Source organism: Vagococcus hydrophili, from assembly GCF_011304195.1.
GTDB classification, from domain to species: Bacteria; Bacillota; Bacilli; order Lactobacillales; family Vagococcaceae; genus Vagococcus; species Vagococcus hydrophili.
The window spans coordinates 646313-670598 of record NZ_CP049887.1 but is presented as its reverse complement, the minus strand read 5'-3'; the positions used below and the strand labels follow the sequence as shown (position 1 = coordinate 670598).

Genomic DNA, 24286 nt, shown 5'->3' with positions numbered 1-24286 from the left:
GTTCTGTGACAACCTTTTTAATATAAATGCAGACGATTATCATCATCTGTGCCGTAGTATTTTTCAAACCCACAGTCTGTTTCAAATAATTGATAAATAATTTCATTAGGTGTGTTGTCATCAACCAAAACACCGAAATCGCGATCACAGCGATAGTTGAAGATAACCGCATCCGCAAATGAATCCACATTCATCTCTTGAGCGATTTGTTGATCAATTTTAAAGAAATCTACCACTAAATCAGAGGCACGATCAGCCTCATAAAGATCTAAATCCACATCTATTGATTGTAAAATATCAGTGACTAACTCTTTTGAATAAACGTGTTGTTCACCGCCAACTCTTTTTTGTAGTTCAAATAAAAAGGCGCGTCCAATTTGTTTTCCTTGGAGTTGGACTGCTTTTAGGTCTAAACATGCTGAGTAGATGGTACTAAATAACTCATTACGGTAACTTAAATTATGTGTCGTAATATTGTTTGCGACTAAATAATTTTGAATCACCCGTGGGTTTAGAACTGGAATCAGTCTAAAATGGATTTTTTCTGTTTCTTGTTTAATAATATCTAAATATTTTTTTTCTGCTGCTAAGCTTTGTTCATCTAAAGGATTGATAAAAAGATAGATCTCAATCATTAGCATGTGCCTCCTAACCAAAAACCTAAATGCCTTTAATTACCTATAATCTAGCAAAAAAGATATAGAAATTAAAGGAAAAGGCTTGTGAAATTTGTTATACCATAAAGCTATTTTTATGAGCCATCATACGTGCTATTTTTTTATCGGCTACACGTACTGGAATAGTGTGATGCTTTAAAAAATCAAAGAAGAAAACTTCTCCGTCTGTCGCGTCAGCCACTTCCATTTCTAATTCATAATCCGTTTTACCATAATAGACACTTTTATCTAAAACAAGTAAAACGTTTGACCTTACGTTAATTTCCCCTCGAGTCGTAGTTAACTCACCAATTGTTCTTAGTTCTGACAATGTAATCCCTTGATCTTGCAAAAAAATAGCAACTTCACTTATTTCAGGTAATTCTTGCTTGTTTAAAGGCATACCATCCAAATAAGTATTAAGTTGATCGGTTACTTCTAATAATGTGTTTTGATTAGAAGTAGGTGCTTTTAATGTTAACTCAGTATAGTCATTAGTTCGTCTAATTCTGAGTCCCATTTTCTTTTGTTTTAACTGATAGTCTTCTGTGTCAAAGTAAATGTTAGTTTGTGTATGAAGGTCAGTTAATTGATACTCGGCTAGTAATGTATCATATTCTTTTTCACTTAATAGGTTTTTAAATTCTATTTCTAACTCTTTTGCCATATGAACACCTCAATTAATTATTTTACCTGTTTATTAAAATAAAAACAATTTATAACACCTTTTATCTACTTAAATATCTAACGTTTTGCGTCTAATTATGATAAAATATACGATGTATGCTTAAGAATAAGGGCGGGGATTGGAAAATGATGGATAGTGAATGGAAGTTATTTTTAGCACCGTATGAACAAGCGGTCTCAGAACTTAAAGTAAAACTGAGAAGCATTAGAACACAATATAAAGAAAATAATTTACACACACCGATCGAATTTGTTACAGGTCGTGTGAAAACGTTGGATAGTATTTTAACCAAATCTAAAATTAGAAACATTGATTTAGACCGAGTAGATAGTGATGTTCAAGATATTGCTGGCTTAAGAATTATGTGCCAATTTGTAGAAGATATCTATGAGGTGGTTGGTTTATTAAGGCAACGAAACGATTTTAAAATTATTCAAGAAAGAGACTATATAGCTAATAAAAAGGCGAGCGGTTACCGATCATATCATTTAGTGATAGAGTATCCCGTTCAACTGATTTCTGGTGAAAAGAAAATTTTAGTAGAAATTCAAATTAGAACGCTGGCTATGAATTTTTGGGCAACCATAGAACATTCTCTTAATTACAAATATCAAGGGGAATTTCCAGAAGAAATTAACACACGTCTTGAGTTAACAGCAGAAGCGGCTTACTTATTAGACGAAGAAATGTCGAAAATTAGAGATGAAATTCAAGAAGCACAGCACCTGTTTTCTTATCGTGGACCTAGAAAAAAAGGTTTAGAGCAGGAAGAGGAAAATGAAGCAAAGGAAGGTTAAGTGGAAAAATGAATATTGCAGTTGTTGCTAATACAGCAGAAAAATCAGTAAATGTTGCAAAAGAATTAAAAGAAAAATTAGTTTCAGCTGGCTTTATTTTGGAAACTGAAACACCGGATGTTGTGATTACAATTGGTGGAGACGGTACCTTACTAAATGCCTTTCATACTTATATTGAGCGGATCGATTTAATTAAATTTATTGGTGTTCACACAGGTCATTTAGGATTTTATACTGATTGGCGTGATTATGAGTTAGATTTACTTGTTAAAAGCTTGAAAGATGAAGTGAGTAAAGGTGTTTATTATCCTTTACTAGATGTGGAGTTGAATTATTCTGATACAGAGGAGACAACTCATTTCTTAGCTTTAAATGAAGCAACCGTCAAAAATTTAGACAAAACCATGGTGGCCGAAGTTTATATCAAGGATGAATTATTTGAAACCTTTAGAGGAGACGGCTTATCAGTATCAACACCAACAGGGTCAACAGCCTACAGTAAAAGTATTGGTGGAGCGGTGATTCATCCTCGAGTGAATGCTATCCAATTAAATGAAGTAGCATCGATTAATAATCGTGTTTATAGATCATTGGGTTCACCTATGATTATTGCTAAAGATGAGTGGATTCGTTTAGAGTTAAAAAGAGGAGACAACTACCAACTTCATGTGGATCATTTTGTGATTCCTCAAGACAATTTGTCCTCAATGACATTAAAATTATCAGATAAAAAAATACAGTTTGCTTCATACCGTCATACACATTTTTGGCGTCGAGTAAATGATGCCTTTATTGGAGAAAGTTGAGAAAATATGGAATTTACATGGTGTGTGGACACAGAGTCGATGAAGTTAAAATCCTTCCTAAAAGAGCAGGGAGTTTCTAGAAAATTACTCGCAAAAGTCAAGTTTCAAGGTGGAACGCTTTACGTGAATAATGAAGTCAGAAACGCTCTTTTTGAAGTGTCTAAAGGAGACAAGGTGTCAATGATTGTTCCAGATGAGGGAGAACATGAAACCTTACTTCCTGACGATAGTGGGATTGATGTTGTTTATGAGGATGAGCACATACTAGTTGTTAATAAACCAAGTGGTGTGGCTTCTATTCCAGCTCAGTATCATCCCAAAGGAACCATGGCGAACCGAGTGAAGCATCATTATAATAAAAATAATTATGTAAATCGTGTGGTTCATGTGGTGACAAGATTAGATAGAGATACCACAGGATTAATGTTATTTGCAAAACACGGGTTTGCTCATGCGATGCTAGATAAGCAGTTAAGAAGTGGCGATTTGAAAAAGTATTACACAGCTTTAGTTAGTGGCAACATAGAGCAGTTAAAAGAGTCGGATAGAATTGATTTGCCTATCGGTCGAGATGTGACCTCAATTGTTAAAAGACAAGTCATTGAAACAGGACAAAAAGCGGTGACTGATTATTGGTTAGAGAAAAAAACGAAGCAAGTTGCGCTTATTCGAATTCAGCTTCATACAGGAAGAACCCATCAAATTAGAGTCCATTTTTCAGCAATTGGTTGTCCTCTTTTAGGGGATAGCATGTATGATGGTAACATGGACTTAGGTATTGACCGACAAGCACTTCATTGTACTAGATTAGAAATGAAACATCCCTTTACAGGAGAACCTTTGATTTTGGAACAACACTTACCAAATGATATGGAAATTATTATAAATGATTAAATAGGAGGTAACCCTTATGAATGAAAACGAAGAACTAGAAAGACAATTTGAATTTTTAAGGCACTTACTCCAAGAAGATAAGATGAATGAATTTAGGGAGATGTTTTTGGATTGGCATATCTATGAACAAGGTCAGTTCTACTCTTCTTTAGACGAGCAAGAGCGTCATCGTTTATACACATATTTATCCCCAAAAGAAATGGCTGACATGTTTGATACGATTGAAGAAGATCACCAAGACATGAAAGATTACTTGTCAGAGATGTCTCCGCGTTACGTGGCTGATATGTTAAATGAGATGTATACGGATAATGCCGTCGATTTGTTGAATCAGTTGGATAAATCAGAAGTTACTCGTTATTTAAGCTTAATGAAATCCGAAGATGTTCGTAAAATCAAACAACTTTTAGGTTATGAAGATAAAACAGCCGGTTCGATAATGGCAACAGAATATGTTTCGATTGTTGCTAATCAAACAGTTCGTTCTGCACTAACCCTTTTAAGAAAAAAAGCGCAAGAAGCAGAAATTATTTATTATGTGTATGTGGTGAGTGAGGCCAATTGTTTAGTGGGGGTTATCTCCTTAAGAGACTTGATTGTTAATGATGACGATACGCTGATTTCAGATATGAAGGAAGAGCGGATTATCTCAGTAAATGTCGCAGATGACCAAGAAGATGTGGCTAAAACCATCAGAGATTATGACTTCTTAGCCGTGCCTGTTGTGGATGATCATGATCGGTTGTTAGGAATCATTACCGTTGATGATATCATTGATGTTATTGATGATGAGGCAGCTAGTGATTATTCAGGTCTTGCAGGGGTAAACGTTGAAGCCATTGCAGAAACACCTATGAAAGCCTCTCTAAAAAGATTACCATGGTTGATTACCCTTTTATTTTTAGGTATGTCTACCGCTACTTTGATTAGTCATTATGAGTCGCTGATTACGGAAGCAAGCATTTTGGCTGTCTTTATTTCACTGATTACAGGTACAGCGGGGAACGCTGGAACTCAGTCGTTGGCGGTTGCGGTAAGAAGATTGGCGATATCTGATGACAAAGACGAAAAATTCTTTAAACTGATTTTAGGAGAAATTATGACAGGACTCATCACAGGATGTGTGACAGGGTTGGTTATTTTCTTAGTGGTTGGTTTTTGGAAACATAACTTTATTTTAGGATTTGTGATTGGTGTTGCCATGTTATGTGCTATCACTGTGGCGAACTTAGCAGGAAGTTTTATTCCCATGTTAATGGAGAAATTAGGTTTTGACCCAGCTGTAGCAAGTGGGCCGTTTATTACAACGTTAAGTGATTTAACCAGTGTTTTGATTTATTTTAATATTGCCCAATTATTTATGGGATTTTTCATCGGAACTTAAAAAAGTGTAGAAGGTTTAATTTTTATAAATTACCTTCTATTTTTTTATGCTAAAATATAGATAATAAATAGTGAGAGGAGCGTCTGAAATGTTACGCGAACATAAAATAAACGAGAATTTAAAATGGATTGAAACGAGTCAAATTACCGAACATGAGAAAAATGTTATTTTAACAGATTATGACATTCCTTTAGAAATTTTAGATTATGTGACAGATATCTATGAGCAAAGTAATTATATTCATGATCCAGTGGAAGATTTAGATTTAATCATTATCCATATACCGACTAAATTAGATAAACCGAATCGCTATGGTTCAAGACCAGTTAGTTTTTTGATCAGTCATCAGACGATTTTTACGTTTAATGAGGGCGAAAGCAAGGTGGAGCACAAAGGGTTACATGACTTAGTTAATGGTGACAGAGATCAAACGCCAACTTCTTTTGTGTTAGAGGGTGTGAATGATGTGATTGATAGTTACATTCCAGTTTTAAGAGAAGTGACCAAAGAACGCCATAAACTAGATGATTTATTAACGAAGAAATTAACGAATCGTGACTTGATTAAATTATCATATTTACAACAAACCTTAACTTTTTTTGTGAGTGCTACAGAAAGTAATGTGGATGTGTTGAATTTATTAATGAAATCTAAGTATGGGCAATCTTTTTCGGCTGAAGAAAAAGAACGTTTGGAAGACGCATTAATAGAAGCGGAACAAATTGATCATATGACAAATTTGGAAGCTAAAATCGTGAATAAAATTTCCCAAATTTTTGATAGTATTATGAATAATAATTTGAATGATACGATGAAATTTTTAACAGTGTGGTCACTAGCACTAACGATTCCAACATTGATTACAGGGTTTTTTGGAATGAATATTCATTTACCTGAACTAGATAGTAAGTATGGTTGGATATATTTGATTATTTTGTCTGTGATTTTGATAGGTTGGTTGATACTTGGATTGAAACGAAATCGGAAGATGTGATGTTAGGAGAAAACCGTAATGAGAGTATTAGTGAATAAGCAATTTTGTGTGGATTTCAGTTGCTCTGAAAAAGACTTAGCTGAAAATTTGTTTGTAACTGAGCCAAGTAGCGAGAATTCAAGGTATAAAGCCAGAGCTAAGGGAAATATTGTTTGTTATGATGGAAAGGTATATGTACGAACTGAAAATGAGAAGTTAACTAAAAAACTTGAAGAGACATATGCAAATAAAAAAGCAGATTGGTTTCTTGAAATGGATAATTTAAAAATTCTAAGTGAAGAGTTAACTTCTTTTGATTTAGAAATAGCAGATATTAATCCTTTTTTTATTCCAATTAGAGAAAAATTTACTTCGACTGTGTTAGATGAACGGTTTGTTTTTATTGAGAAAGAAGACATTTTAACATTTAAAGAAGATAAGAGGATAACAGAAGCTTTTTGCTACTTAGAGAAAGACCCAGATCAAATAGGATTAGGTTATTATGAGGATGGGGAGTTAAAAGCTATTTGTGGAGCGAATTGGAACGGCAAGTACACATGGGAGATTGGAATTGAAATCTTAGATGCTCAATTTGAAAGTCGAGGAATTGCAACTGAATTAGTTCATCGATTGACCTCTAAAATAATAGCTGAAAATCCAGAAATACTAATTGTTTATAGTACATCGTTTTCACATATTAAATCGATGAATGTGGCAATCAATGCAGGATTTAAACTAGGTTGGACAGAGATATCCTTTAAACAAAAATAAACCATCTCACACAGAAATGTTACAAATTCTGTGTGAGATGGTTTATTTTTGTTTTGCTTTTCCAGTTGCTTGGAGCTCAGCGCCTTTTTTACCACTATGTTTTAGTTCGGAATAAAAATTCTGCTCCTTCGGTAACTTCACTAATATCTAATAATCCTAAAAGCGTGGATTATTAGATATTACCTCCAGTTACTCAGAGCAGAACGATTTTTTATTCACGCTGTTAATCCGGGTTCAAAAGGCAGCTCCTACGACAACTTCAGAAATGAAAATCAATTCAAAAAGCACGAATTGTTTTTCATTTCTTCCAGTTGCTTGGAGCTCAGCGCCTTTTTCACCACTATGTTTTTTAAAACTTAAAATCTACTATTTGTGTGCCGTGGATTTCTTTGACTTGTAAGAAATTCACGATTGAGTCGACGTTTTTGTGATTAATTCCGCCGCCAGGTAAGATGGTGATGCGATTGTTAGCATATGAGATTAAATCGCTAATGTACTCAAGATTTTGTTCAATCGGTGTTCCACTCATGCCACCATGTGTTAAAATACGGTCTACTTTACGCTCTGATAACCAATCAATGGCTAAAAATTGATTGTCACGACTCATTGCGTCAAATGCCATGTGGAAAGTTACTTGCATACCGTCTGCTGCATCTAACAAAATGTTCATCGCTTCTTCGTCAATCCAGTTAGATTCATTTAAGCAACCAACAACAATCCCGTCAGCTCCTAAATTTTTCGCTTCATAAATATCGTTTTCCATAATTTTAATTTCAGTATCTGTATAAATAAAGTTGCCACCACGAGGACGAATAATCGCCATAACTGGGACTGATTTTTCCTCGCAATAAGCTAAGGTTTCAGTCATTACACCTTTACTAACCGTTGTTCCACCCACACTTAAGTTGTCGCAAAGTTCAATACGACCCGCACCAGAAGCAATGGCACTTGGGATATTAGTAAAGTTTTCGGCACAAAATTCTTTTATAATCACGAACTAATCCTCCAATATATCTAAGTTAATTTAAGAATAGTATAGCATAAAGCTAGTACTGATTTCTTTTTTTTATGATAGAATAAGAATAATATTTAACGAGGGAGTCAAAAAAGGATGCTAAAGAAAAAAATTGATTATGGACGAGAGTTTATTGAAACACATCTAACTGTTTTTCAATGTCCTAAATGTCATAAAGGCTTTATAGAAGTGATTGGGAACACGATGATTTGTCAAAATAACCATCGCTTTGATTTATCTAAAAAGGGAACGATTCATTTTCCTGATCATCATATGACAAGTGATTATGACAAAGAGATGCTAGTGAGTCGTCGTAAAATGATTCAGAAAGATTTATATTTACCAATCATGGAAGAAATAAGTTTATTAATTGAGCAAGAGACAAGTCACGATTATATTGTTGATATGGGATGTGGTGAAGGGAGTTTTATTGACCGCTTGATTCACGATTTTAATGACCAACCTAATTATTTAGGCTTCGATTTATCTAAAGAAGGGGTACAACTTGGTAGTGATTTTTCTGAAGAAGGCTTTTTCTTTATCGGGGACGTGACGAACATGCCATTTAGAAATGATAGTATCACAACTTTACTTAATATTTTCTCCCCAAGTCATTATGATGAGATGTTACGCGTTTTGAAACCTGGTGGTCAAATGATTAAAGTGATTCCTGAGTCTTTTTATTTAAAAGAAATGCGTGAAGTGTTTTATCATGATAATCCAGAAAAACAAAGTTACTCGAATGAAAATGTTTATGAAAAATTCAAAAAAGACGTCAATTTAGTGAAAGAAAAACATCTGACATATCAATTCCCTGTTAACGCAGCTGATTATGAGGATATTTTGATGATGTCACCTATTCACTGGGGCGCGTCAGAACAGGCAAAAGCCTATGCCAAAGCACATCCTTTTAGTGAATTGACTATAGATGTGAAAATTTTGGTTGGAAAAAAATAGTCATTTTCACATTCTAAGTTGTTTTAATCTGAAATAGGTGCTATACTGTGTTCAAGTCATTTTCAAAGTTTTTTATCAGATTCCTGTTCTGATAAAAGGTGTTGAGGGATGGCTCCCATCAACGTAACGACTCGCAGTGAATTGACACCGAGGCGATACGTTTTTTTTTACGTAAAAATGACAATTAATAGACATAAATTTAATAGAGAAAGAAGTTAAATAAATGAACCATATCGTATTATTTGAACCTCAAATTCCAGCTAACACAGGGAACATTGCCAGAACATGTGCAGCGACTAATACCCCGCTACATTTGATTGAACCTCTTGGATTTTCAACAGATGACAAACAATTAAAAAGAGCCGGACTTGATTATTGGCATGATGTTAATATTAAGTACTATCCTAATTTAGAGGCCTTTTTAGAGAGTATTAAAGGAGAAAATCTTCATTTGGTGAGTAAATTTGCTCGTAAAACTTACAGTGATGTTGACTATAATGATGGCTCTGATCATTACTTTATTTTTGGTAAAGAGACAACAGGTTTACCAGAAGATTTTATGCGAGAGTATGAGGAAAACTGTATTCGTATTCCCATGAATGATGAGCATGTTCGTTCACTAAATCTATCTAATACAGCAGCTTTAATTATTTATGAAGCACTAAAACAACAAGGTTTCCCTAATTTAGAAAAGACGCATATCTACGATAACGACAAACTTAGTTAAAAGAGGTGTCAGCAGATGAAATTATATTTTACAAGACATGGTAAAACTCAGTGGAATAAAGAGATGAGATTCCAAGGTAGAGAAGGTGATTCTCCTTTATTACCTGAGAGCTACCTCGAAATTGAAGAACTAGGTAAACATTTGAAGGATGTTTCTTTTGAAGCGATTTATTCAAGCCCGATGACCAGAGCGCAAAAAACGGCAGAAGGTATCTGTCAGGAACTTACTAATTGTCCTGAAATTATTTATTCAGATGCGTTAAAAGAGTTAGGTTTAGGCGAACTCGAAGGAACAAAAATTGTGGATAGCCGAGAAAAATTTGGAGAAGAGATGTGGGCGTTAAGAAATGAACCGAGTCAATATTCTCATGAAAAATTTAAGGGTGAACCATTTGAAGAGATGATTAAAAGAAGTACCGAACTGGTTAAAAAAGCAATTTCAGAAAATGAGGTAGGCCCTCTTTTATTTGTCAGCCACGGAGTTACTTTAGGTGCCTGTATTCAAACACTGATAGGTACACCTTTAGCGGATTTACGCAAGCAAGGTGGTCTTTCTAATAATAGTTTAAGTATCATCGATTATTCAGATGGTCAATTTACTTTAGAGTTATGGAATGATGATTCTTTCCTAAATAAATAATAAAGAAAGGAGGTTGGTTTTTATTTTTGAAGAAGAAACCGTTGAAAAAAATTATATTGTGGGTCAAGTAGTGACCACTTTTTTTGAGAATGCTACTAATTTTTATAAAGTTCTTTTGGTCAATGTTAAAGATACTAATACTTCTTATACGGCGCAAGAAATTGTTGTCACAGGGACATTTGGTCAAATTCAGGAAGATGAGTTGTACCGTTTTTACGGGGACATTGTCAATCATCCAAGATACGGGGAACAATTAAAAGTTGATAGTTATCAACAAGATAAACCAACCTCACTTTCAGGCTTGATTAGCTATTTATCAAGTGATAAATTTCCAGGGATTGGAAAGAAAACAGCAGAGAGTATGGTTGATTTATTAGGTGAGAATGCGATTGATAAGATTATCGAAGACCCTGAGTACCTTCTTGAGATTAAGGGACTAAATGAGAAAAAGCGCAAAATGATTGTGGAAACCCTAAAAGCAAATTACGGGATGGAACAAATTATTGTTGGTCTGAATCAATACGGTTTCGGGAATCAATTGGCTTTTTCTATTTATCAATTTTATAAAGAAGAAACGTTGAAAATTATCGATGAAAATCCTTACCAATTAGTGGAAGATATTGAGGGTGTTGGTTTTAAAAAAGCTGATGCCTTAGCAGAACAAATTGGAATTAAGGCGGATTCTCCCCAAAGACTTCGAGCAGCGATTGTTCATGAGTTGTTTCAAAGTTGTTTAAATACAGGGAACACCTATATGGAAGCGAAGCAATTGTTAGAAGTTGCTTTAATGACATTAGAGAGTAGCCGTCCTTTTGAGATAAATCCAACTCTTGTGGCAGAAGAGATTATTCACCTAGCAGAAGAGGGCGTGATTATTCAAGAAGGAACTAAACTGTATGAAAAATCATTGTACTTTTCAGAAGTGGGGATTACGACGTCGATTAAACGATTGTTAAAGCGTAAAAAAGAAATTTCTTATCCGAAAAAAGAAATAGAAAACCAGCTTAAAGTAATTGAAAAATTATTTAATATTAGCTACGGAGAGTCACAAACCCAAGCGATTAAAGAAGCAATCACTTCGCCTTTTTTTATTTTAACAGGTGGTCCTGGTACAGGGAAAACAACGGTAGTGAACGGAATTGTTACGTTATTTGCTGAACTGAATGGACTCTCTCTTGATCCAAATGAGTATACACAAGAAGTCTTTCCAATTCTTTTAGCTGCGCCAACTGGACGAGCAGCCAAGAGAATGAATGAGATGACTGGGTTACCAGCAAGCACCATTCATCGTTTGTTAGGTTTAACAGGTCGAGAAAAAGAAGTGTTAGATGAAGCTAAGGAGCTTGAGGGTGGCTTATTGATTGTGGATGAAATGTCCATGGTGGATTCATGGTTAGCTAATACCTTACTCAAATCAATCCCTAATAACATGCAAGTTATTTTCGTTGGGGATAAAGATCAGTTACCTTCTGTTGGTCCTGGCCAAGTGTTAACAGATTTACTAGCCGTTAAAGAAATACCTAAGCGAGAATTAACAGATATTTATCGTCAAGAAGATGGGTCAACCATTATTTCTTTAGCCCATAGTATAAAGAATGGGAAGATGCCTCAAGACTTGATGAAGAATCAAAAGGATCGCTCCTTTATTCCGTGTTCCGTTAATCAAATTGAGTCTGTTGTGAAGCAAGTGGTTCTGCGGGCAAAAGATAAAAAATTCAGTCCTCAAGAGATGCAAGTTTTAGCCCCGATGTATCGTGGTAAAGCGGGGATTGATCAACTGAATCAACTCATGCAAGAAATTTTAAATGATAACGAAGATGGCACTAGAAAAGAAGTTAAGTGGTTAGATAAAGTTTACCGAATCGGCGATAAGGTCCTTCACCTTGTTAATAGTCCTGAATTCAATGTCTTTAATGGGGATATGGGTGAAATTACCGGGATTACCTACGGAAAAGATACAGACGATAAGATTGATGAGATGACACTTTTATTTGATGAGACAGAAGTGGTTTATAAGCGTCAAGAATGGAATAAATTTACCTTAGCTTATGCTTGTTCTATCCATAAATCTCAAGGTAGCGAGTTTAAAATGGTGATTCTACCACTAGTTAAACAGTACGGTCGTATGCTTCAAAGAAAATTAATTTATACGGCAGTCACAAGAAGTAAAGACTTTTTGATTTTACTAGGGGAAGAAGAAGCTTTTAAGTTGGCCATTGAAAGTGAAATGATTCCGAGGCAGACGACGTTAAAAGAACGGTTAGTTGAGGCAGAAGAGCAATTAGAAGAACAAGAAAATCAGTTGAAATTATACGAAGAAGAAAAAACTGAGGAAGTAAAAAAAGAATTATCCTTTGAAGAGAAGGACAGTGTTAAAGAAGAGCCAATTTCTTTATTTGAGGAAGAACCTGTGTCAGAAAAACCTAAAAGTTTTGATTTAACGATTGAGTTAGTGACAAAACAGCAGGTGGATCCGATGATTGGGATGGACGACGTAAGTCCTTATGATTATATGTAAACGAGTTTGGAACTAACTTTTTTGGTTGGTTTTAAACTCTTTTTTTGATAAATGTGTCTATGAAACGACAGAAGAGATAAATTTTTTCATGAAAAACTCTGTAAACTATGGTTATTGAAACGAATAAAAAGCAAATTGTTGCTTAACCTTAAAGGAGAATTATTTTGAAAAAATTAAAAACTTATTTTTTATTAACTTTATTGGTCGCACAGTTAGGTATGATGAATACAACAACTTTGGCAAGTGAAATAGATAGTAGTCAATCTTATGAACAAGCAACTAAAAATCAAGATGCTTTAGACTTGATTGATTCAATAGGAGAGCGAGCTCGTGCATTAGGTCAAGAAAATAATTTGTATGCTTCTGTTATGATTGCTCAAGCTATTTTAGAATCTGGAAATGGTCAAAGTGATTTGGCTAAATCACCTAATTTTAATTTGTTTGGAACAAAGGGGTCTTATGAACAATTGTCTGTTACTTATTATGCTTCTGATGTTTCTGGAAAATTAAAACAAACAGAATTTAGAAAATACCCAAGTCATCAAGCGGCGATGGAAGATTATGTAACAATATTAAAGAATGGCACGGCAGAAAATAAAAATTTATTTAAAGGAGCTCATAAGAAAGAAGCCAAATCTTATGAAGAGGCAACAAAAGCTTTAACCAGTACTTATTCAACAGATGAAAACTATGATCAAAAATTAAATAGTATTATCGAGTCTTACAATTTAACGCGCTTTGACGAAGTAGAAGTTAAGGTTGAAGAAGTAAAAGAAGTAGCACCTCAAGAAGAGGAAAAAGAAGAATCTCCAGTTGTAGAAACCAACGAATTTGTTTTACCTGTGGAAGGTTATAGTATAAGCAGTCCTTTTGGTCACAGAGGGGAAGAACATCATGACGGAATTGATTTAGCCATTGCTGAAAATTCACCAGTTAAAGCGGCGAAAAATGGTGTCGTTGTAGGAACTGGTTTTGACGAATCAGCAGGGAATTATGTGATTATCCAACATGAGGATCATTTGTTTACTAATTACTTTCATTTAAATGGGATCGAAACACAAGTGGGAGATACAGTCAAAGCTGGTCAATTAATTGGCTTAGTAGGAAGTACGGGACATTCAACAGGTAGCCATTTACACTTTGGTGTGAGTACAGAAGAATGGCAAGGGTACTTAGACCCAACGAATTATTTAAACTTTTAAGAATAGAGTGAATAAAAAATCGTTTTGCTCCGAGTAACTGGAGGAAACTAAAAACAATCCATGGTTTTGGGATTGATTTTAGTTTTTGAAGTTACCGAAGGAGCAGATTTTTTATTCCGGACTAAAGAGTGGTGAAGTTGCCGCAGGATCTGCCATTTGAACCCGGACTATAAAGAGTGAATAAAAAATCGCTTAGCTCCGAGTAACTGGAGGAAATTAAAAACAATCCATAAAAAATGAGGCGAACTTAGACAGTCGCCTCATTTTTTATGCTAAATATTTAGTTAAAGTCGAATATCAAAAAGCTTTAAAAAAGGCTACGGATTGTCCTTGATCACAACTGTTAAATCCAAATTTTTCATAAAAATAACGTGTATCAGGAGCTTCTTCTGTGAGTAAAACTTTTTGTCGAATTGCTTTAAACTCTTCTAGTGTTTGTGACATTAATTCAGAGCCAATTTTTTTATTCTGATAATCAGGATGGACTAAAATATCTTGAATATAAAGAATCGTTTCTCCGTCTCCCACAGTTCTAATTAAGCCAATTAAAGTGTTGTCCTCCCAAGCGCTTAAAACAAACAGGGAATAAGCCACAGCTCTTTTTAACTGATCTAAATCATGTGTATAGCTAATCCAGCCAACGCTTGAATAAAGGGTGTCTAAATGTTGAGATGAAATGTTTTTATCTTTTTTATAAGTAATCATGTTTTTTCCTCCTTAATAAATAATGTGTTATTAAGGAATCATTCTCAATTTATCCATTTGTTTTCACTCCCAATATCTCTTACAACCAAAAGAGATGATTTGTTAAGTGGCACTTAACGTGATAAGGTTCTTTGCCAATGATTTCACCGTCTGTTTGTCCAAATTGGTCGGTGCTTGAGGTGATTTCTAACTGTCTAGATTTAAAATGATGAACATATTTTGAAGTTAAGTGCTTCTTGCTTAATATTTTAACAGCTAAGTATAAAATTTTAAAGATATTGACTTTTTCAATCAAAACCACACTAATTTCATCTTCGTAAGGACTAGCTGTCGGATCAATCGCAACGCCACCACCAAAGTAAGGATGATTGGTAATTGAGCAGAGATAAGCTCTCTCAAAACTATGATAATGAGTGTCTGTTTTGAAAGAAATTGGAAAGGCTTCTTGTTTATGAAGGACTTTAAAGACAGCGGCTAGATAAGTTAATGAACCGAGGCGAAGCTGATTCAAGAATTTTTTAGATTTTGAATGATTGGCAGTCGTCACAATATTAGCATCTAATCCAACACCAATATTATTTAAAATTAACCGTGTTTCATTTGTTTCTTTAAAGTGAGCTTCCATTACTTTAATCGTTGTTGGTTGAGTAATCGACGTCAAACGTTCTAAGGCAACCTCTGTTTTTCTCGATAAAGAGACAGCACGGGCAAAGTCATTACCAGAGCCCCCAGGGATGTAACCAATAGGAATATTTGGATGATTTTGAAGGATATTAATGACTTCGTGAAGGGTCCCGTCACCACCTAAAACAACTAAAAGTGGGAAGTTATCAATGTTTGGTTGCCAATCAACTAATATTTTTTTGAGTAAGTAGCGAGTGATTTTTTTCTCGTGTCCTGCGTATTCAGTAAAATAGGGAATAAATTCGATATTTTTTTTATTTAAATAGTCTTTTGAAATGTTATATATTTTTTTAGCGTTACCTGCACCTGCTTGGCTATTTACAATGAGGTGTAAAGTAAGTTTTTTCATGTAGTGAATCTCCTTTTTAACCAATAATAGTAATATACCAAAAAATATAAGTAACTAGCAAAAGAATAATTTCGATTTTAGTAATTTTTTATTTTAAAGGATATTTATTGTTCGGATTAAAGAATAAAAGGATTGATTAGTTTTGATTTGTTTCTTATATCCTATGATTTTTAGTAATATACTTAGTTATGGGTTTTAAATGTGGAAAAATGATTAAAAAAATATTTAAAATTAATATGTTTGAAATTAATTGCAAATAGGTTAGTATTATACGTAATTAACTAAAATAGACTTTTTAGGCATTTTGTAGTTATTTTTGATCAATTGTTAGATATGGAGAGAGAAAAACGAATGATGAAGAGGATGTATTAGTTTTAAGGAAGGCATATAAAAAAACAAATAAAAATCGTTCGAAGGGAACAGGGATTATATTAGCAGTGGTTGTGTGTATGTTTTTAAGTGTTAGTATCAATACATATATTTATTTGGATATAAGAGAAAAAATAGAAAATATTAGTAGCAATTCAAATACAGCTACTAAAAAAGAAGTCATAACTAAGAAAATTGACGGTCAGGAAGAGAACGTCAGCAATAATCTGTCTGAAAATGAAGTTGTTGATCAAACTGTTGAGACAGGTAAAACATATACGGTTTCACCTGGAGATTGACTCTCTCTAATTGCGGAGAAAAATAAAGTATCATTAGCTGATTTACAAAAATTAAATCAACTTGAAAATGATTCTATTTATGAAGGACAAGCATTGAAAGTCCACGAATAAAATAGAGGAGAGGATGTGCTATAAAAAGCTGTCCTCTCCTTTTTTATAAATCTTGTTGCAAGCGAAGCATGTCTTTCAAAATTAATCCATTTTCAATAATTTCTTCATCGTAATGGCGAATGAAGAAATCAGGGTCAATCCCAGTGATTCTAAAATTCAATTTTTGATAAAGATAAAGTTGTCCAAAACTTGTTGAACCTGTTCCAATTTCAAGTGTTACATAGTTTTGTTTTTTAGCAGTTTGTATCGCAAACTTAAGGATATCTTGTCCAATCCCTTGATTTTGAAAATCTTGATGAACGGCGATATTAACAATTTCGATCGTTTCAGGTCGTGTTGGAAGTAGTACGACAATTCCCACTAACTTATTTACTTTTATCGCTTCAAAAGCATTTCCCCTTTTAGCGTAATCTTCCACAATATTTTGTGAGGGATCGGCATCTAGTAACAATTCAAAGTGTTGAGGGGTTAGTTTAGTGATTTCTTTAAAAATAAGTGTCATGTTTTTCACTCCTTTAATTACTAGTATAAAGGAAAGTGTGTAAGATATAAATTGCTTTGACAAAAGTTGGGGAAGGGAGTAGGATAGGAACGTTCGTGATTTTACGATCCGCAGTTCGTTGATACCATCCTGCGATACAAAAACTAGGAAGGAGAAAGAAAGAATGGAAAAACAAGGGGTACAAACAAACACCCGAATACTGATTTTGAATGGACTAATAGCAGGGTTATATATTGCAATAACTTTAGCGATTGCACCGATTGCGCAAGGTCCAATTCAATTTAGAATTTCAGAAAGCTTGAATCATATCGTAGTTTTTAACAAGAAATTAATGTGGGGTGTCTTTTTAGGTGTAGTGGTCTTTAATTTATTATTTTCACAGGGAGGCATGATGGACGTCCTATTTGGAGGTTCACAAACCTTAATGGCACTGTTATTAACAGCCAATTCTGAAAAATGGATCAAAGACACGAAGAAGAGAATGATTTTTAATACCATCGTCTTTTCAATTAGTATGGTTTTAATTGCTCTTATGATTTCAATTTTAAGTAACCAAGCAATTGGATCAACTTTTTTCTGGGCAACTTACGGCACACTATTTTTAAGTGAAGCCATCATCATGAGTATCTCAGCACCAGTCATTTATTACATGAATAAAGTCGTTCACTTTGATCGATACTAAATAGAGTGAATAAAAAATCGTTATCATTTTTATCCAAACTAAAAAGGTTATCCGCAAACACGGATAACCTTTTTTAATTAATGCCTGTACTTAAATCTTCGACTTGTGCCACAAAGAAATCTTTTTTCTCTAAGGCTTTAATAATAATGTCGCACGTTTCTTTATCAGTGTTAGCTGGAAGAGTAATGATGGTTCTTCTAATGTACTCATCTTTACCAACATCTAAAGTAATACAACTTGCGATATCTGAATGTTTAGAAATAATTTTAGTCATACTAGCTAAGTCGCCTTTTTTACCGGTTGAAGCCACAGTTAATGCGAAGCGTCCTTCATTACCATTCCATGACTGTGATAAAATTCCTAATAAGCCACTGTGAGTCAAAATCCCATAAAACATATTGTCATTGTCTAAAACGGCAATATATGGGAGCTCCTTGATGGTAAAGAAAATTTTAAAGAATGATGAATTTAATGGAATAAATTTTGTGGCATTCTTAATTAGGTGAGTCACAGGTAAAGTCATATCTCCGCCATTCGCTTTGTGACGATAGATGTGCATTTTATAGATGTTACCTCTAAAAATACGTCCTGCTTCATCTAAAACAGGCACACAACGAAATCCTGATTCTTCAAGGATTACTAGTGCTTCTTCTAATGAACAAGATTCATTAACAGTTGTTAACTGTCTTTTTGGAATACAAACTGATTCGATTAACATAATAAAAGTCTCCCTTCATTTTTTCATTACATAGTAATAATAACACAACTATTTTGATAAACAAACCACGTTTTAACAGGGAAAGAGGGGGCTTTTCATTTTATTAAAATTTGACACAAAGGATAAATGATGATAAATTGACTTAACGATTAAAATGGTAGGAGGATACCAAGTTGGGACAAAGAAGATCAGCTTTAGCTTGTACAGTTTGTGGTTCAAGAAACTACTCGAAAGCCGTAAGTGATACAAACCGTACAGAACGATTAGAAGTAAAAAAATTCTGTAAATATTGCGGAAAACACACGTTACATAGCGAAACTAAATAAGTCAGGATAGACCATTGTTTGGATAGATGACGATGGTTTTTTTGTTAATGTTTCACTTGAAAGCTTTACTTATTAACGTTATAATAAAAGATGTCTAATCGGATTTATAAGAAGTAAAAAACAAATATAAACAGTCAATTATCTAGTTGAAAAAGGAGTAAAGAAAATGAAATTTTTAAAAAGTGTTATCGATGAAATGAAGATCGTTACATGGCCAACAAAAACTAAGTTAACAAAAGATGTGATTACAGTTCTTCAATCAACATTACTTTTTGCAGCGTTCTTTTGGGCAGCTGATACAGTCATTGGCGCTATTATGCAAATGTTCGTCTAGTCAACAAATTTCTAGTAATTACAGCGTTTGAGTGCTATAATGTACGAAAGGAAAAAACTTCGCAAAAAAGCTGAGGTTTTTTTATTTTATCAAGAAAAGGCGGGAAACCTAATGGAATCATTTGAAAGACATTGGTATGTTTTACATACATATTCAGGCTACGAAAATAAAGTTAAAACAAACATCGAATCACGTGCTCAAAGCATGGGAATGGATGAATTTATTTACCGCGTAGTTGTACCAGAGGAAGAAGAAAGAGAAATAAAAAATGGAAAAGAAAAAGTATCTGCTAAGAAAACTTTTCCAGGTTATGTTTTAGTTGAAATGATTATGACTGATGACTCTTGGTATGTTGTTCGTAATACACCTGGTGTGACTGGTTTTGTTGGTTCACACGGTGCCGGAAGCAAGCCAGCGCCTTTATTAGATGAAGAAATCGAGCACATTTTACGCAAACTTGGCATCAGCAAACGTCTTGTTGATTTAGATGTTGAAGTTGGCGAAACAGTAACGATTATCGAAGGAGCTTTCTCAGGTTTAACTGGTGAAATCACAGAAATTGATAATGAAAAACAAAAATTAAAAGTTAATATTGACATGTTCGGTCGTGAAACAAGTACAGAGTTAGATTTTGAACAAATCGATAAACTATAAAAATGTTTTAGGCAAGAATAAAATGATTATTTTATTCTGCCTTTTTTTATTAACTAGGAAAGAGGCGACGTAGATGAAATTGAAACAATCCATAACAATAGTGCTTCTTCTGAGCCTCTGCCTTTTTTTGGTAGGGTGTAAAAAAGGAAGCGAAATTGTGGGACAGACAAGTAAAGTAGCCGCAGTTACTCAAAAGATAAAAAAAGAAAAAATTCCCACAGTGTTTATTCATGGTTACAGTGGAAATAATAACACAATGAAAAGTATGACTAACCGCTTTGAAAAATCAAATCACGCTAAAAATGTTATGGAAATGACTGTCTCATCAGAAGGCGAGGTTTCGATTTCTGGTAACAAAAAAGTAACATTTGAGGCAAATAATCCGATGATTCGTTTGGCCTATGATGAGAATAAAACTCATCAATGGGATCAAGCAAGTTGGCTTAAAGAAGCTTTAGCAGTGTTGAAAAAAGATTACGGTGTCGAAGAAGTTAATCTTGTTGGTTTTTCAATGGGGGGGATTAGTAGCTTTTTATATTTAGAAAGTTATCCCTCAGATCAAACTCAACCTAAAGTGAATAAAGTCGTGTCGATTGGGGCACCATTTAATGAATTTATTGAAGATAAAGAGCAAACAAGAGAAGATATAGAAGCAAATGGACCTCGCCAAATTAGCCCCCAATTAACGAATTATCAAGAGCTTGTGACAAATTTAGATCCTGAACTAAAATTTTTACTAATAGCAGGACAGATTTCTGAAAATGATAAGAGTGATGGGACGGTTCCATTAAATAGTTCTTTAGGAATTTATGCTTTACTGAAAGAGAAAAAAATCGAGGTTCAATCAGAGGTTATCTACGGCGTTAACGCAGATCATAGCTCACTTCGTAAGAACGAAGAAGTTGATGATTACGTGGCAGAATTTTTATGGCAGTAAAAGTTTCTTGACTTTTTTTATGTTACCGTTTAGGATATGAAACAAGCTTTACTTTTTTAACCTAGTAGATGATAAGTGTCGAGCCTAAGAAAATCGATGGTTGCTGAAAATCGATCCGCCTTATTGTTGAATTACACTAAAAAAGACATATAAATATAACAATTAATGAGATAAAAACATATTGTTTTTGAATTTAAGGTGGTACCGCGATATCAAAGTCGCCCTTATAGCGTAGAGCTATTTGGGTGGCTTTTTTTTATATACTTAGGAGGAATTATCATGAAAGAAAGTTGTGGAGGAATTATTCGTTATCGTCGATCTGTTTTTTGAAAGAAAAAAAATAGAGGAGAAAATAATAATGAATAAAAAAATTGGATTATTAGAAGCGAGCATTGTATTAAGTTTAATTATATTAAGTATTTCAGTTGGGGTTATTGGGTTAAAATTATCACCTAACATTACGATTTTATTTGCGATTAGTGTGAGTATATTTTACGTTTTAATCAAAAGAATGCCCATGGAAATTATCAATAACGGAATTGTTTCAGGACTTAAACCAGGGATTATCCCCATCTTTATCTTTTTACTAGTTGGAGCGTTAATTGCGGTTTGGATTCAAGCAGGGATTATCCCGACACTCATGGTGGTTGGTTTTAAATTAATTAGTGTGAAATGGTTCGTTCCATCAGTTTTCCTTGTGTGTGCTATTGTTGGTAGTGCTGTAGGCAGTGCCTTTACAGTTATGTCAACGATTGGGATTGCCTTTTTCGGAATTGGTGCAACGATTGGTTTAAATCCAGCCCTTGTTGTGGGTGCCATTGTTTCTGGTTCAGTCTTTGGAGATAAGATGTCGCCTTTATCTGAATCAACGAACTTAGCTTCTGCTATTGTGGGTGCTGATTTATTTAAACACATTAAACATTTAATGTGGTCAACCATTCCAGCTTTTGTTATTTCGCTGATTTTATTCGCAGTGTTTGGAATGAGCAACACGAATGCAGACTTAAGTGAAATCGACACTGTGGTTAGTGTGTTAGAATCTAACTTTTCAATTTCTTTCTGGTCAGTGATTCCAATTGCTTTAATGTTGATTTGTGCATGGAAAAAAATTCCAGCGATTATTACGATTTTACTTAATGTCATTGTGGGAATTGTCATGATTTTTATCCAAAAACCTTCTACAGATATCGCAAGTATTGCCACCGTTGTGGAAAAGGGATTCATTTCTGAAACAGGGAATCAACAAATTGATTTACTGCTTTCAAGAGGTGGCATTGATAGTATGATGCCAACGGTTGCTTTGATTATTTTAACGTTATCACTTGGTGGGATTTTAATGGAGATTGGTTTAGTGACAACAGTGATTGAATCATTAGTTAAAAAATTAAATTCAACATGGCAATTAATTGTAGTCACACTTCTTTCAAGTATTGGGGTTAACATTTTTATTGGGGAACAATTTTTATCAGTGATTTTACCAGGAAATGCTTTTAAAGATGCTTACAACGAACGTAACATTGATCCAGTTGTCTTAAGTCGAACTTTAGAAGATGGTGGAACTGTAATTAACTACTTAATTCCTTGGGGGATAGCAGGAAGCTTTGTTGCTAGTACCTTTGGTGTACCAACTTTAACTTACCTACCATTTGTATTTTTCAGTTTATTGTCACCAGTCTTTTCTATATTGAGTGCTGTGACAGGTATTGGTGTGTTGTACAAAGAAGAAGCAGTGAAATAAAAAAGGGAGCGTTGATGACTATGTTTGATTTTGAAGGAACATTAGCTGACTTAGCTATAAAAGTAGATGATAAAAAAATTAATGAGGAATTCAAAGGCTTATCCGGACGTCAAAGACCAAGAAATAGTAATAAAAAAGAGACGCTGTTACGTTGGGAAAAAGAACGTAAAGGAATTAAAATAGGAACAATTTGATATGAAAATTAAAAAGTCATTGAAAATCAAAAAGATTTTCAATGACTTTTTTTAATCTTTCGGATATAACTTGTTAGAAATGGCAAGACCAGTTTTGGTAGTTGCCAATCCGCCTTCAGCTGTTTCTTTAAAGATACTTGGCATTTGCATTCCCACACGGTGCATTGCTTCTACCACTTCATCTGGTGGAATCACACTTGTAATACCAGCTAAAGCCATATCAGCTGAAACGTAAGCTTGTGAGGCGCCTAAAGCGTTTCGTTTCACGCAAGGGACTTCCACAAGTCCTGCCACAGGATCACAAATGAGTCCCATCATATTTTTAATCGTAATAGCAACCGCTTGGGCTGATTGTTCAGGTGTTCCACCACAAAATTCAACTAAGGCAGCACTCGCCATGGCACTCGCTGAACCAATCTCAGCTTGGCAACCACCAGCGGCGCCACTGATAGAAGCGTTATTAGCAATTACTAAACCAAAAGCGCCTGCTGTAAATAGAAAATTAATTTGTTGTTCACGAGTTAAGCCGCGTTCTTCAGTTAAAGCAGATAAAACACCCGCCGCAACGCCCGCACTTCCAGCTGTTGGTGTGGCACAGATAACGCCCATTTCTGCATTGACTTCATTAACGGCTACAGCATTTTGAACAGCTGTTAAAATCGTTTTACCGCTTAAAAAATCACCTTTATTAAGGTAATCATTCATTTTAGTCGCGTCTCCTCCAGTTAATCCAGTAACAGAAGTTACGCCTTTCACGCCTTTTTCAATCGAAGCCATCATAACATCTAAATTTTTTCCCATATGTTCTAATATAACTTCTCTAGAATGTTGAGATGTCTCGATTTCGGTTTGAATCATTGCTTCATGAATTGATCCACATTGATTAGCCAAAGCAACTAATTCTTCAATTGATTGAAACATTTATTTTCCTCCTTAGCCAAAGAAACTTACTTCATCTATGTAATCAATGGTCTTCAATTTTTCTGTTAAGCCTTCAATACGTTCATCTACTTCAATAATCATAATCGCTTTGTCACCTTTAGCTTCACGAGTGACGGTCATGGTACTAATATTAATGTCATGTTCAGATAAGATGCCAGTTACTTTCGCAATAATTCCTGGTTTGTCTTGATGAACTGTTAAATAGGTTGGCGTTGATAAATCCAAGTTAATTTTAAAGCCGTTTAATTCGGAAATTTGAATGGCACCACCACCAATTGAAATACCTAAACAGGTTAAGGTACGCTCACCTGATTTTACAACAATTTTAACAGAGTTAGGATGATCAGCTTTTTCTTTTTTTGGAACAAAAGCTACTTCCATACCGACTTCATGAGCAATCTTTAAAGAATTAGACAGACGTTCATCATCTGGTTCCATATCAAGTAACCCACCGACAAGAGCGATATCGGTTCCGTGACCACGATATGTTTTTGCGAAAGATTCGTATAGATATAAATCAACTTTTTCTGGTTGTTCCCCAAAGATTTGGCGAACCACTTTACCAATACGTGCGGCACCTGCTGTATGAGAGCTACTAGGTCCGATCATGATAGGTCCGATAATATCAAAGACGCTTTTATATTGAGCCATAAAAATTCTCCTTATGTTAGTATTTTACTTACCACTTATTTTATCATGAAGTACGTCTTTGTCT

28 protein-coding genes are annotated in these 24286 nt (G+C 34.4%); 19 read left to right on the top strand and 9 right to left on the bottom strand.

Annotated features, from left to right (window positions below; translation table 11 throughout):
• Positions 1-17 precede the first annotated feature (17 nt).
• On the bottom strand, positions 18-635 hold the full coding sequence (locus tag G7082_RS03230) for a DsbA family protein (protein WP_166033789.1): 618 nt from the start codon (positions 633-635) through the stop codon (positions 18-20).
• A gap of 97 nt (positions 636-732) precedes the next feature.
• Positions 733-1323, bottom strand: a complete 591-nt coding sequence (locus G7082_RS03225; protein WP_166033788.1) for a CYTH domain-containing protein — start codon at positions 1321-1323, stop codon at positions 733-735.
• Positions 1324-1472: 149 nt separating this feature from the next.
• Between G7082_RS03225 and yjbM the strand changes: the two genes are divergently transcribed.
• From yjbM to G7082_RS03195, 6 genes are all read left to right on the top strand, one after another.
• Positions 1473-2141, top strand: a complete 669-nt coding sequence (gene yjbM / locus G7082_RS03220) for a GTP diphosphokinase (RefSeq protein ID WP_166036006.1) — start codon at positions 1473-1475, stop codon at positions 2139-2141.
• An 8-nt stretch (positions 2142-2149) separates the two neighbouring features.
• On the top strand, positions 2150-2947 hold the full coding sequence (locus G7082_RS03215) for an NAD kinase (protein WP_166033787.1): 798 nt from the start codon (positions 2150-2152) through the stop codon (positions 2945-2947).
• A 6-nt stretch (positions 2948-2953) separates the two neighbouring features.
• Positions 2954-3841, top strand: coding sequence for an RluA family pseudouridine synthase (locus tag G7082_RS03210; protein WP_166033786.1), 888 nt, complete (start codon positions 2954-2956; stop codon positions 3839-3841).
• A 16-nt stretch (positions 3842-3857) separates the two neighbouring features.
• Positions 3858-5225 carry a magnesium transporter gene (mgtE, locus tag G7082_RS03205; protein WP_166033785.1) on the top strand — a complete coding sequence of 456 codons (1368 nt, stop codon included), beginning with the start codon at positions 3858-3860 and terminating at the stop codon, positions 5223-5225.
• Positions 5226-5313: 88 nt separating this feature from the next.
• Positions 5314-6219, top strand: coding sequence for a magnesium transporter CorA family protein (locus tag G7082_RS03200; RefSeq protein WP_166033784.1), 906 nt, complete (start codon positions 5314-5316; stop codon positions 6217-6219).
• A gap of 18 nt (positions 6220-6237) precedes the next feature.
• Positions 6238-6969 carry a GNAT family N-acetyltransferase gene (locus G7082_RS03195; protein WP_166033783.1) on the top strand — a complete coding sequence of 244 codons (732 nt, stop codon included), beginning with the start codon at positions 6238-6240 and terminating at the stop codon, positions 6967-6969.
• A gap of 349 nt (positions 6970-7318) precedes the next feature.
• On the opposite strand, the gene G7082_RS03190 is transcribed toward G7082_RS03195, so the two are convergent.
• Positions 7319-7960: a copper homeostasis protein CutC gene (locus G7082_RS03190; protein WP_166036005.1), complete on the bottom strand. Its 642-nt coding sequence runs from the start codon at positions 7958-7960 to the stop codon at positions 7319-7321.
• Between the two features lie 120 nt (positions 7961-8080).
• Here G7082_RS03190 and G7082_RS03185 point away from each other — a divergent pair, with 120 nt between their 5' ends.
• The 5 genes from G7082_RS03185 to G7082_RS03165 all read left to right on the top strand — a co-directional run bounded on the left by G7082_RS03185 (position 8081) and on the right by G7082_RS03165 (position 14027).
• A complete protein-coding gene (locus tag G7082_RS03185) occupies positions 8081-8941 on the top strand; it encodes a methyltransferase domain-containing protein (protein ID WP_166033782.1) in 861 nt (286 codons plus the stop codon).
• Between the two features lie 223 nt (positions 8942-9164).
• Positions 9165-9668 carry a tRNA (uridine(34)/cytosine(34)/5-carboxymethylaminomethyluridine(34)-2'-O)-methyltransferase TrmL gene (trmL, locus tag G7082_RS03180; RefSeq protein ID WP_166033781.1) on the top strand — a complete coding sequence of 168 codons (504 nt, stop codon included), beginning with the start codon at positions 9165-9167 and terminating at the stop codon, positions 9666-9668.
• 15 nt (positions 9669-9683) lie between these two features.
• Entirely contained in the window at positions 9684-10307 is a 624-nt protein-coding gene (locus G7082_RS03175) for a histidine phosphatase family protein (protein ID WP_166033780.1), read from the top strand.
• A gap of 13 nt (positions 10308-10320) precedes the next feature.
• Positions 10321-12825 carry an SF1B family DNA helicase RecD2 gene (gene recD2 / locus G7082_RS03170; protein WP_166033779.1) on the top strand — a complete coding sequence of 835 codons (2505 nt, stop codon included), beginning with the start codon at positions 10321-10323 and terminating at the stop codon, positions 12823-12825.
• 164 nt (positions 12826-12989) lie between these two features.
• Positions 12990-14027, top strand: a complete 1038-nt coding sequence (locus G7082_RS03165) for a peptidoglycan DD-metalloendopeptidase family protein (RefSeq protein ID WP_166033778.1) — start codon at positions 12990-12992, stop codon at positions 14025-14027.
• A 297-nt stretch (positions 14028-14324) separates the two neighbouring features.
• On the opposite strand, the gene G7082_RS03160 is transcribed toward G7082_RS03165, so the two are convergent.
• Positions 14325-14732 carry a GNAT family N-acetyltransferase gene (locus tag G7082_RS03160; RefSeq protein ID WP_166033777.1) on the bottom strand — a complete coding sequence of 136 codons (408 nt, stop codon included), beginning with the start codon at positions 14730-14732 and terminating at the stop codon, positions 14325-14327.
• Between the two features lie 79 nt (positions 14733-14811).
• Positions 14812-15765: a diacylglycerol/lipid kinase family protein gene (locus G7082_RS03155; protein ID WP_166033776.1), complete on the bottom strand. Its 954-nt coding sequence runs from the start codon at positions 15763-15765 to the stop codon at positions 14812-14814.
• 449 nt (positions 15766-16214) lie between these two features.
• Between G7082_RS03155 and G7082_RS03150 the strand changes: the two genes are divergently transcribed.
• The gene (locus G7082_RS03150) at positions 16215-16433 is read left to right on the top strand and encodes a hypothetical protein (RefSeq protein ID WP_202983126.1); all 219 of its coding nucleotides are present in this window, start codon (positions 16215-16217) and stop codon (positions 16431-16433) included.
• A gap of 154 nt (positions 16434-16587) precedes the next feature.
• Here the strand turns inward: G7082_RS03150 and G7082_RS03145 are convergent, their stop codons facing one another.
• Positions 16588-17037: a GNAT family N-acetyltransferase gene (locus G7082_RS03145; RefSeq protein WP_202983144.1), complete on the bottom strand. Its 450-nt coding sequence runs from the start codon at positions 17035-17037 to the stop codon at positions 16588-16590.
• A 172-nt stretch (positions 17038-17209) separates the two neighbouring features.
• Here G7082_RS03145 and G7082_RS03140 point away from each other — a divergent pair, with 172 nt between their 5' ends.
• Positions 17210-17728 (top strand): QueT transporter family protein, encoded by a 519-nt coding sequence (locus G7082_RS03140; protein WP_166033774.1) that lies wholly within the window; start codon positions 17210-17212, stop codon positions 17726-17728.
• Between the two features lie 73 nt (positions 17729-17801).
• Here the strand turns inward: G7082_RS03140 and cbpA are convergent, their stop codons facing one another.
• Entirely contained in the window at positions 17802-18446 is a 645-nt protein-coding gene (cbpA, locus tag G7082_RS03135) for a cyclic di-AMP binding protein CbpA (RefSeq protein ID WP_166033773.1), read from the bottom strand.
• A 173-nt stretch (positions 18447-18619) separates the two neighbouring features.
• Between cbpA and rpmG the strand changes: the two genes are divergently transcribed.
• The 6 genes from rpmG (at position 18620) to G7082_RS03105 (ending at position 22629) form a co-directional block, all read left to right on the top strand.
• Positions 18620-18772 carry a 50S ribosomal protein L33 gene (gene rpmG, locus G7082_RS03130; RefSeq protein WP_166033772.1) on the top strand — a complete coding sequence of 51 codons (153 nt, stop codon included), beginning with the start codon at positions 18620-18622 and terminating at the stop codon, positions 18770-18772.
• 166 nt (positions 18773-18938) lie between these two features.
• On the top strand, positions 18939-19106 hold the full coding sequence (gene secE, locus G7082_RS03125) for a preprotein translocase subunit SecE (protein WP_166033771.1): 168 nt from the start codon (positions 18939-18941) through the stop codon (positions 19104-19106).
• A gap of 111 nt (positions 19107-19217) precedes the next feature.
• Positions 19218-19760, top strand: coding sequence for a transcription termination/antitermination protein NusG (gene nusG / locus G7082_RS03120; RefSeq protein ID WP_166033770.1), 543 nt, complete (start codon positions 19218-19220; stop codon positions 19758-19760).
• 157 nt (positions 19761-19917) lie between these two features.
• Entirely contained in the window at positions 19918-20697 is a 780-nt protein-coding gene (locus G7082_RS03115; RefSeq protein WP_166033769.1) for an alpha/beta fold hydrolase, read from the top strand.
• 358 nt (positions 20698-21055) lie between these two features.
• A complete protein-coding gene (gene nhaC, locus G7082_RS03110; protein ID WP_166033768.1) occupies positions 21056-22435 on the top strand; it encodes a Na+/H+ antiporter NhaC in 1380 nt (459 codons plus the stop codon).
• 14 nt (positions 22436-22449) lie between these two features.
• Positions 22450-22629, top strand: coding sequence for a hypothetical protein (locus tag G7082_RS03105; protein ID WP_166033767.1), 180 nt, complete (start codon positions 22450-22452; stop codon positions 22627-22629).
• A 51-nt stretch (positions 22630-22680) separates the two neighbouring features.
• Here G7082_RS03105 and sdaAA read toward each other — a convergent pair whose 3' ends face one another.
• Together sdaAA and sdaAB are read right to left on the bottom strand one after the other, a co-directional pair.
• The gene (gene sdaAA, locus G7082_RS03100) at positions 22681-23550 is read right to left on the bottom strand and encodes an L-serine ammonia-lyase, iron-sulfur-dependent, subunit alpha (RefSeq protein ID WP_166033766.1); all 870 of its coding nucleotides are present in this window, start codon (positions 23548-23550) and stop codon (positions 22681-22683) included.
• A 12-nt stretch (positions 23551-23562) separates the two neighbouring features.
• The gene (gene sdaAB, locus G7082_RS03095; protein WP_202983125.1) at positions 23563-24222 is read right to left on the bottom strand and encodes an L-serine ammonia-lyase, iron-sulfur-dependent subunit beta; all 660 of its coding nucleotides are present in this window, start codon (positions 24220-24222) and stop codon (positions 23563-23565) included.
• Between the last annotated feature and the right edge of the window lie 64 nt (positions 24223-24286).

Bases quoted from the DNA above. Each gene is read 5' to 3' on its own strand.
- G7082_RS03230 (WP_166033789.1), bottom strand. From the start codon at position 635: ATGATTGAGATCTATCTTTTTATCAATCCTTTAGATGAACAAAGCTTA.
- G7082_RS03225 (WP_166033788.1), bottom strand. From the start codon at position 1,323: ATGGCAAAAGAGTTAGAAATAGAATTTAAAAACCTATTAAGTGAAAAA.
- yjbM (WP_166036006.1), top strand. From the start codon at position 1,473: ATGGATAGTGAATGGAAGTTATTTTTAGCACCGTATGAACAAGCGGTC.
- G7082_RS03215 (WP_166033787.1), top strand. From the start codon at position 2,150: ATGAATATTGCAGTTGTTGCTAATACAGCAGAAAAATCAGTAAATGTT.
- G7082_RS03210 (WP_166033786.1), top strand. From the start codon at position 2,954: ATGGAATTTACATGGTGTGTGGACACAGAGTCGATGAAGTTAAAATCC.
- mgtE (WP_166033785.1), top strand. From the start codon at position 3,858: ATGAATGAAAACGAAGAACTAGAAAGACAATTTGAATTTTTAAGGCAC.
- G7082_RS03200 (WP_166033784.1), top strand. From the start codon at position 5,314: ATGTTACGCGAACATAAAATAAACGAGAATTTAAAATGGATTGAAACG.
- G7082_RS03195 (WP_166033783.1), top strand. From the start codon at position 6,238: ATGAGAGTATTAGTGAATAAGCAATTTTGTGTGGATTTCAGTTGCTCT.
- G7082_RS03185 (WP_166033782.1), top strand. From the start codon at position 8,081: ATGCTAAAGAAAAAAATTGATTATGGACGAGAGTTTATTGAAACACAT.
- trmL (WP_166033781.1), top strand. From the start codon at position 9,165: ATGAACCATATCGTATTATTTGAACCTCAAATTCCAGCTAACACAGGG.
- G7082_RS03175 (WP_166033780.1), top strand. From the start codon at position 9,684: ATGAAATTATATTTTACAAGACATGGTAAAACTCAGTGGAATAAAGAG.
- G7082_RS03160 (WP_166033777.1), bottom strand. From the start codon at position 14,732: ATGATTACTTATAAAAAAGATAAAAACATTTCATCTCAACATTTAGAC.
- G7082_RS03155 (WP_166033776.1), bottom strand. From the start codon at position 15,765: ATGAAAAAACTTACTTTACACCTCATTGTAAATAGCCAAGCAGGTGCA.
- G7082_RS03150 (WP_202983126.1), top strand. From the start codon at position 16,215: ATGTTTTTAAGTGTTAGTATCAATACATATATTTATTTGGATATAAGA.
- G7082_RS03140 (WP_166033774.1), top strand. From the start codon at position 17,210: ATGGAAAAACAAGGGGTACAAACAAACACCCGAATACTGATTTTGAAT.
- cbpA (WP_166033773.1), bottom strand. From the start codon at position 18,446: ATGTTAATCGAATCAGTTTGTATTCCAAAAAGACAGTTAACAACTGTT.
- secE (WP_166033771.1), top strand. From the start codon at position 18,939: ATGAAATTTTTAAAAAGTGTTATCGATGAAATGAAGATCGTTACATGG.
- nusG (WP_166033770.1), top strand. From the start codon at position 19,218: ATGGAATCATTTGAAAGACATTGGTATGTTTTACATACATATTCAGGC.
- nhaC (WP_166033768.1), top strand. From the start codon at position 21,056: ATGAATAAAAAAATTGGATTATTAGAAGCGAGCATTGTATTAAGTTTA.
- G7082_RS03105 (WP_166033767.1), top strand. From the start codon at position 22,450: ATGACTATGTTTGATTTTGAAGGAACATTAGCTGACTTAGCTATAAAA.
- sdaAA (WP_166033766.1), bottom strand. From the start codon at position 23,550: ATGTTTCAATCAATTGAAGAATTAGTTGCTTTGGCTAATCAATGTGGA.
- sdaAB (WP_202983125.1), bottom strand. From the start codon at position 24,222: ATGGCTCAATATAAAAGCGTCTTTGATATTATCGGACCTATCATGATC.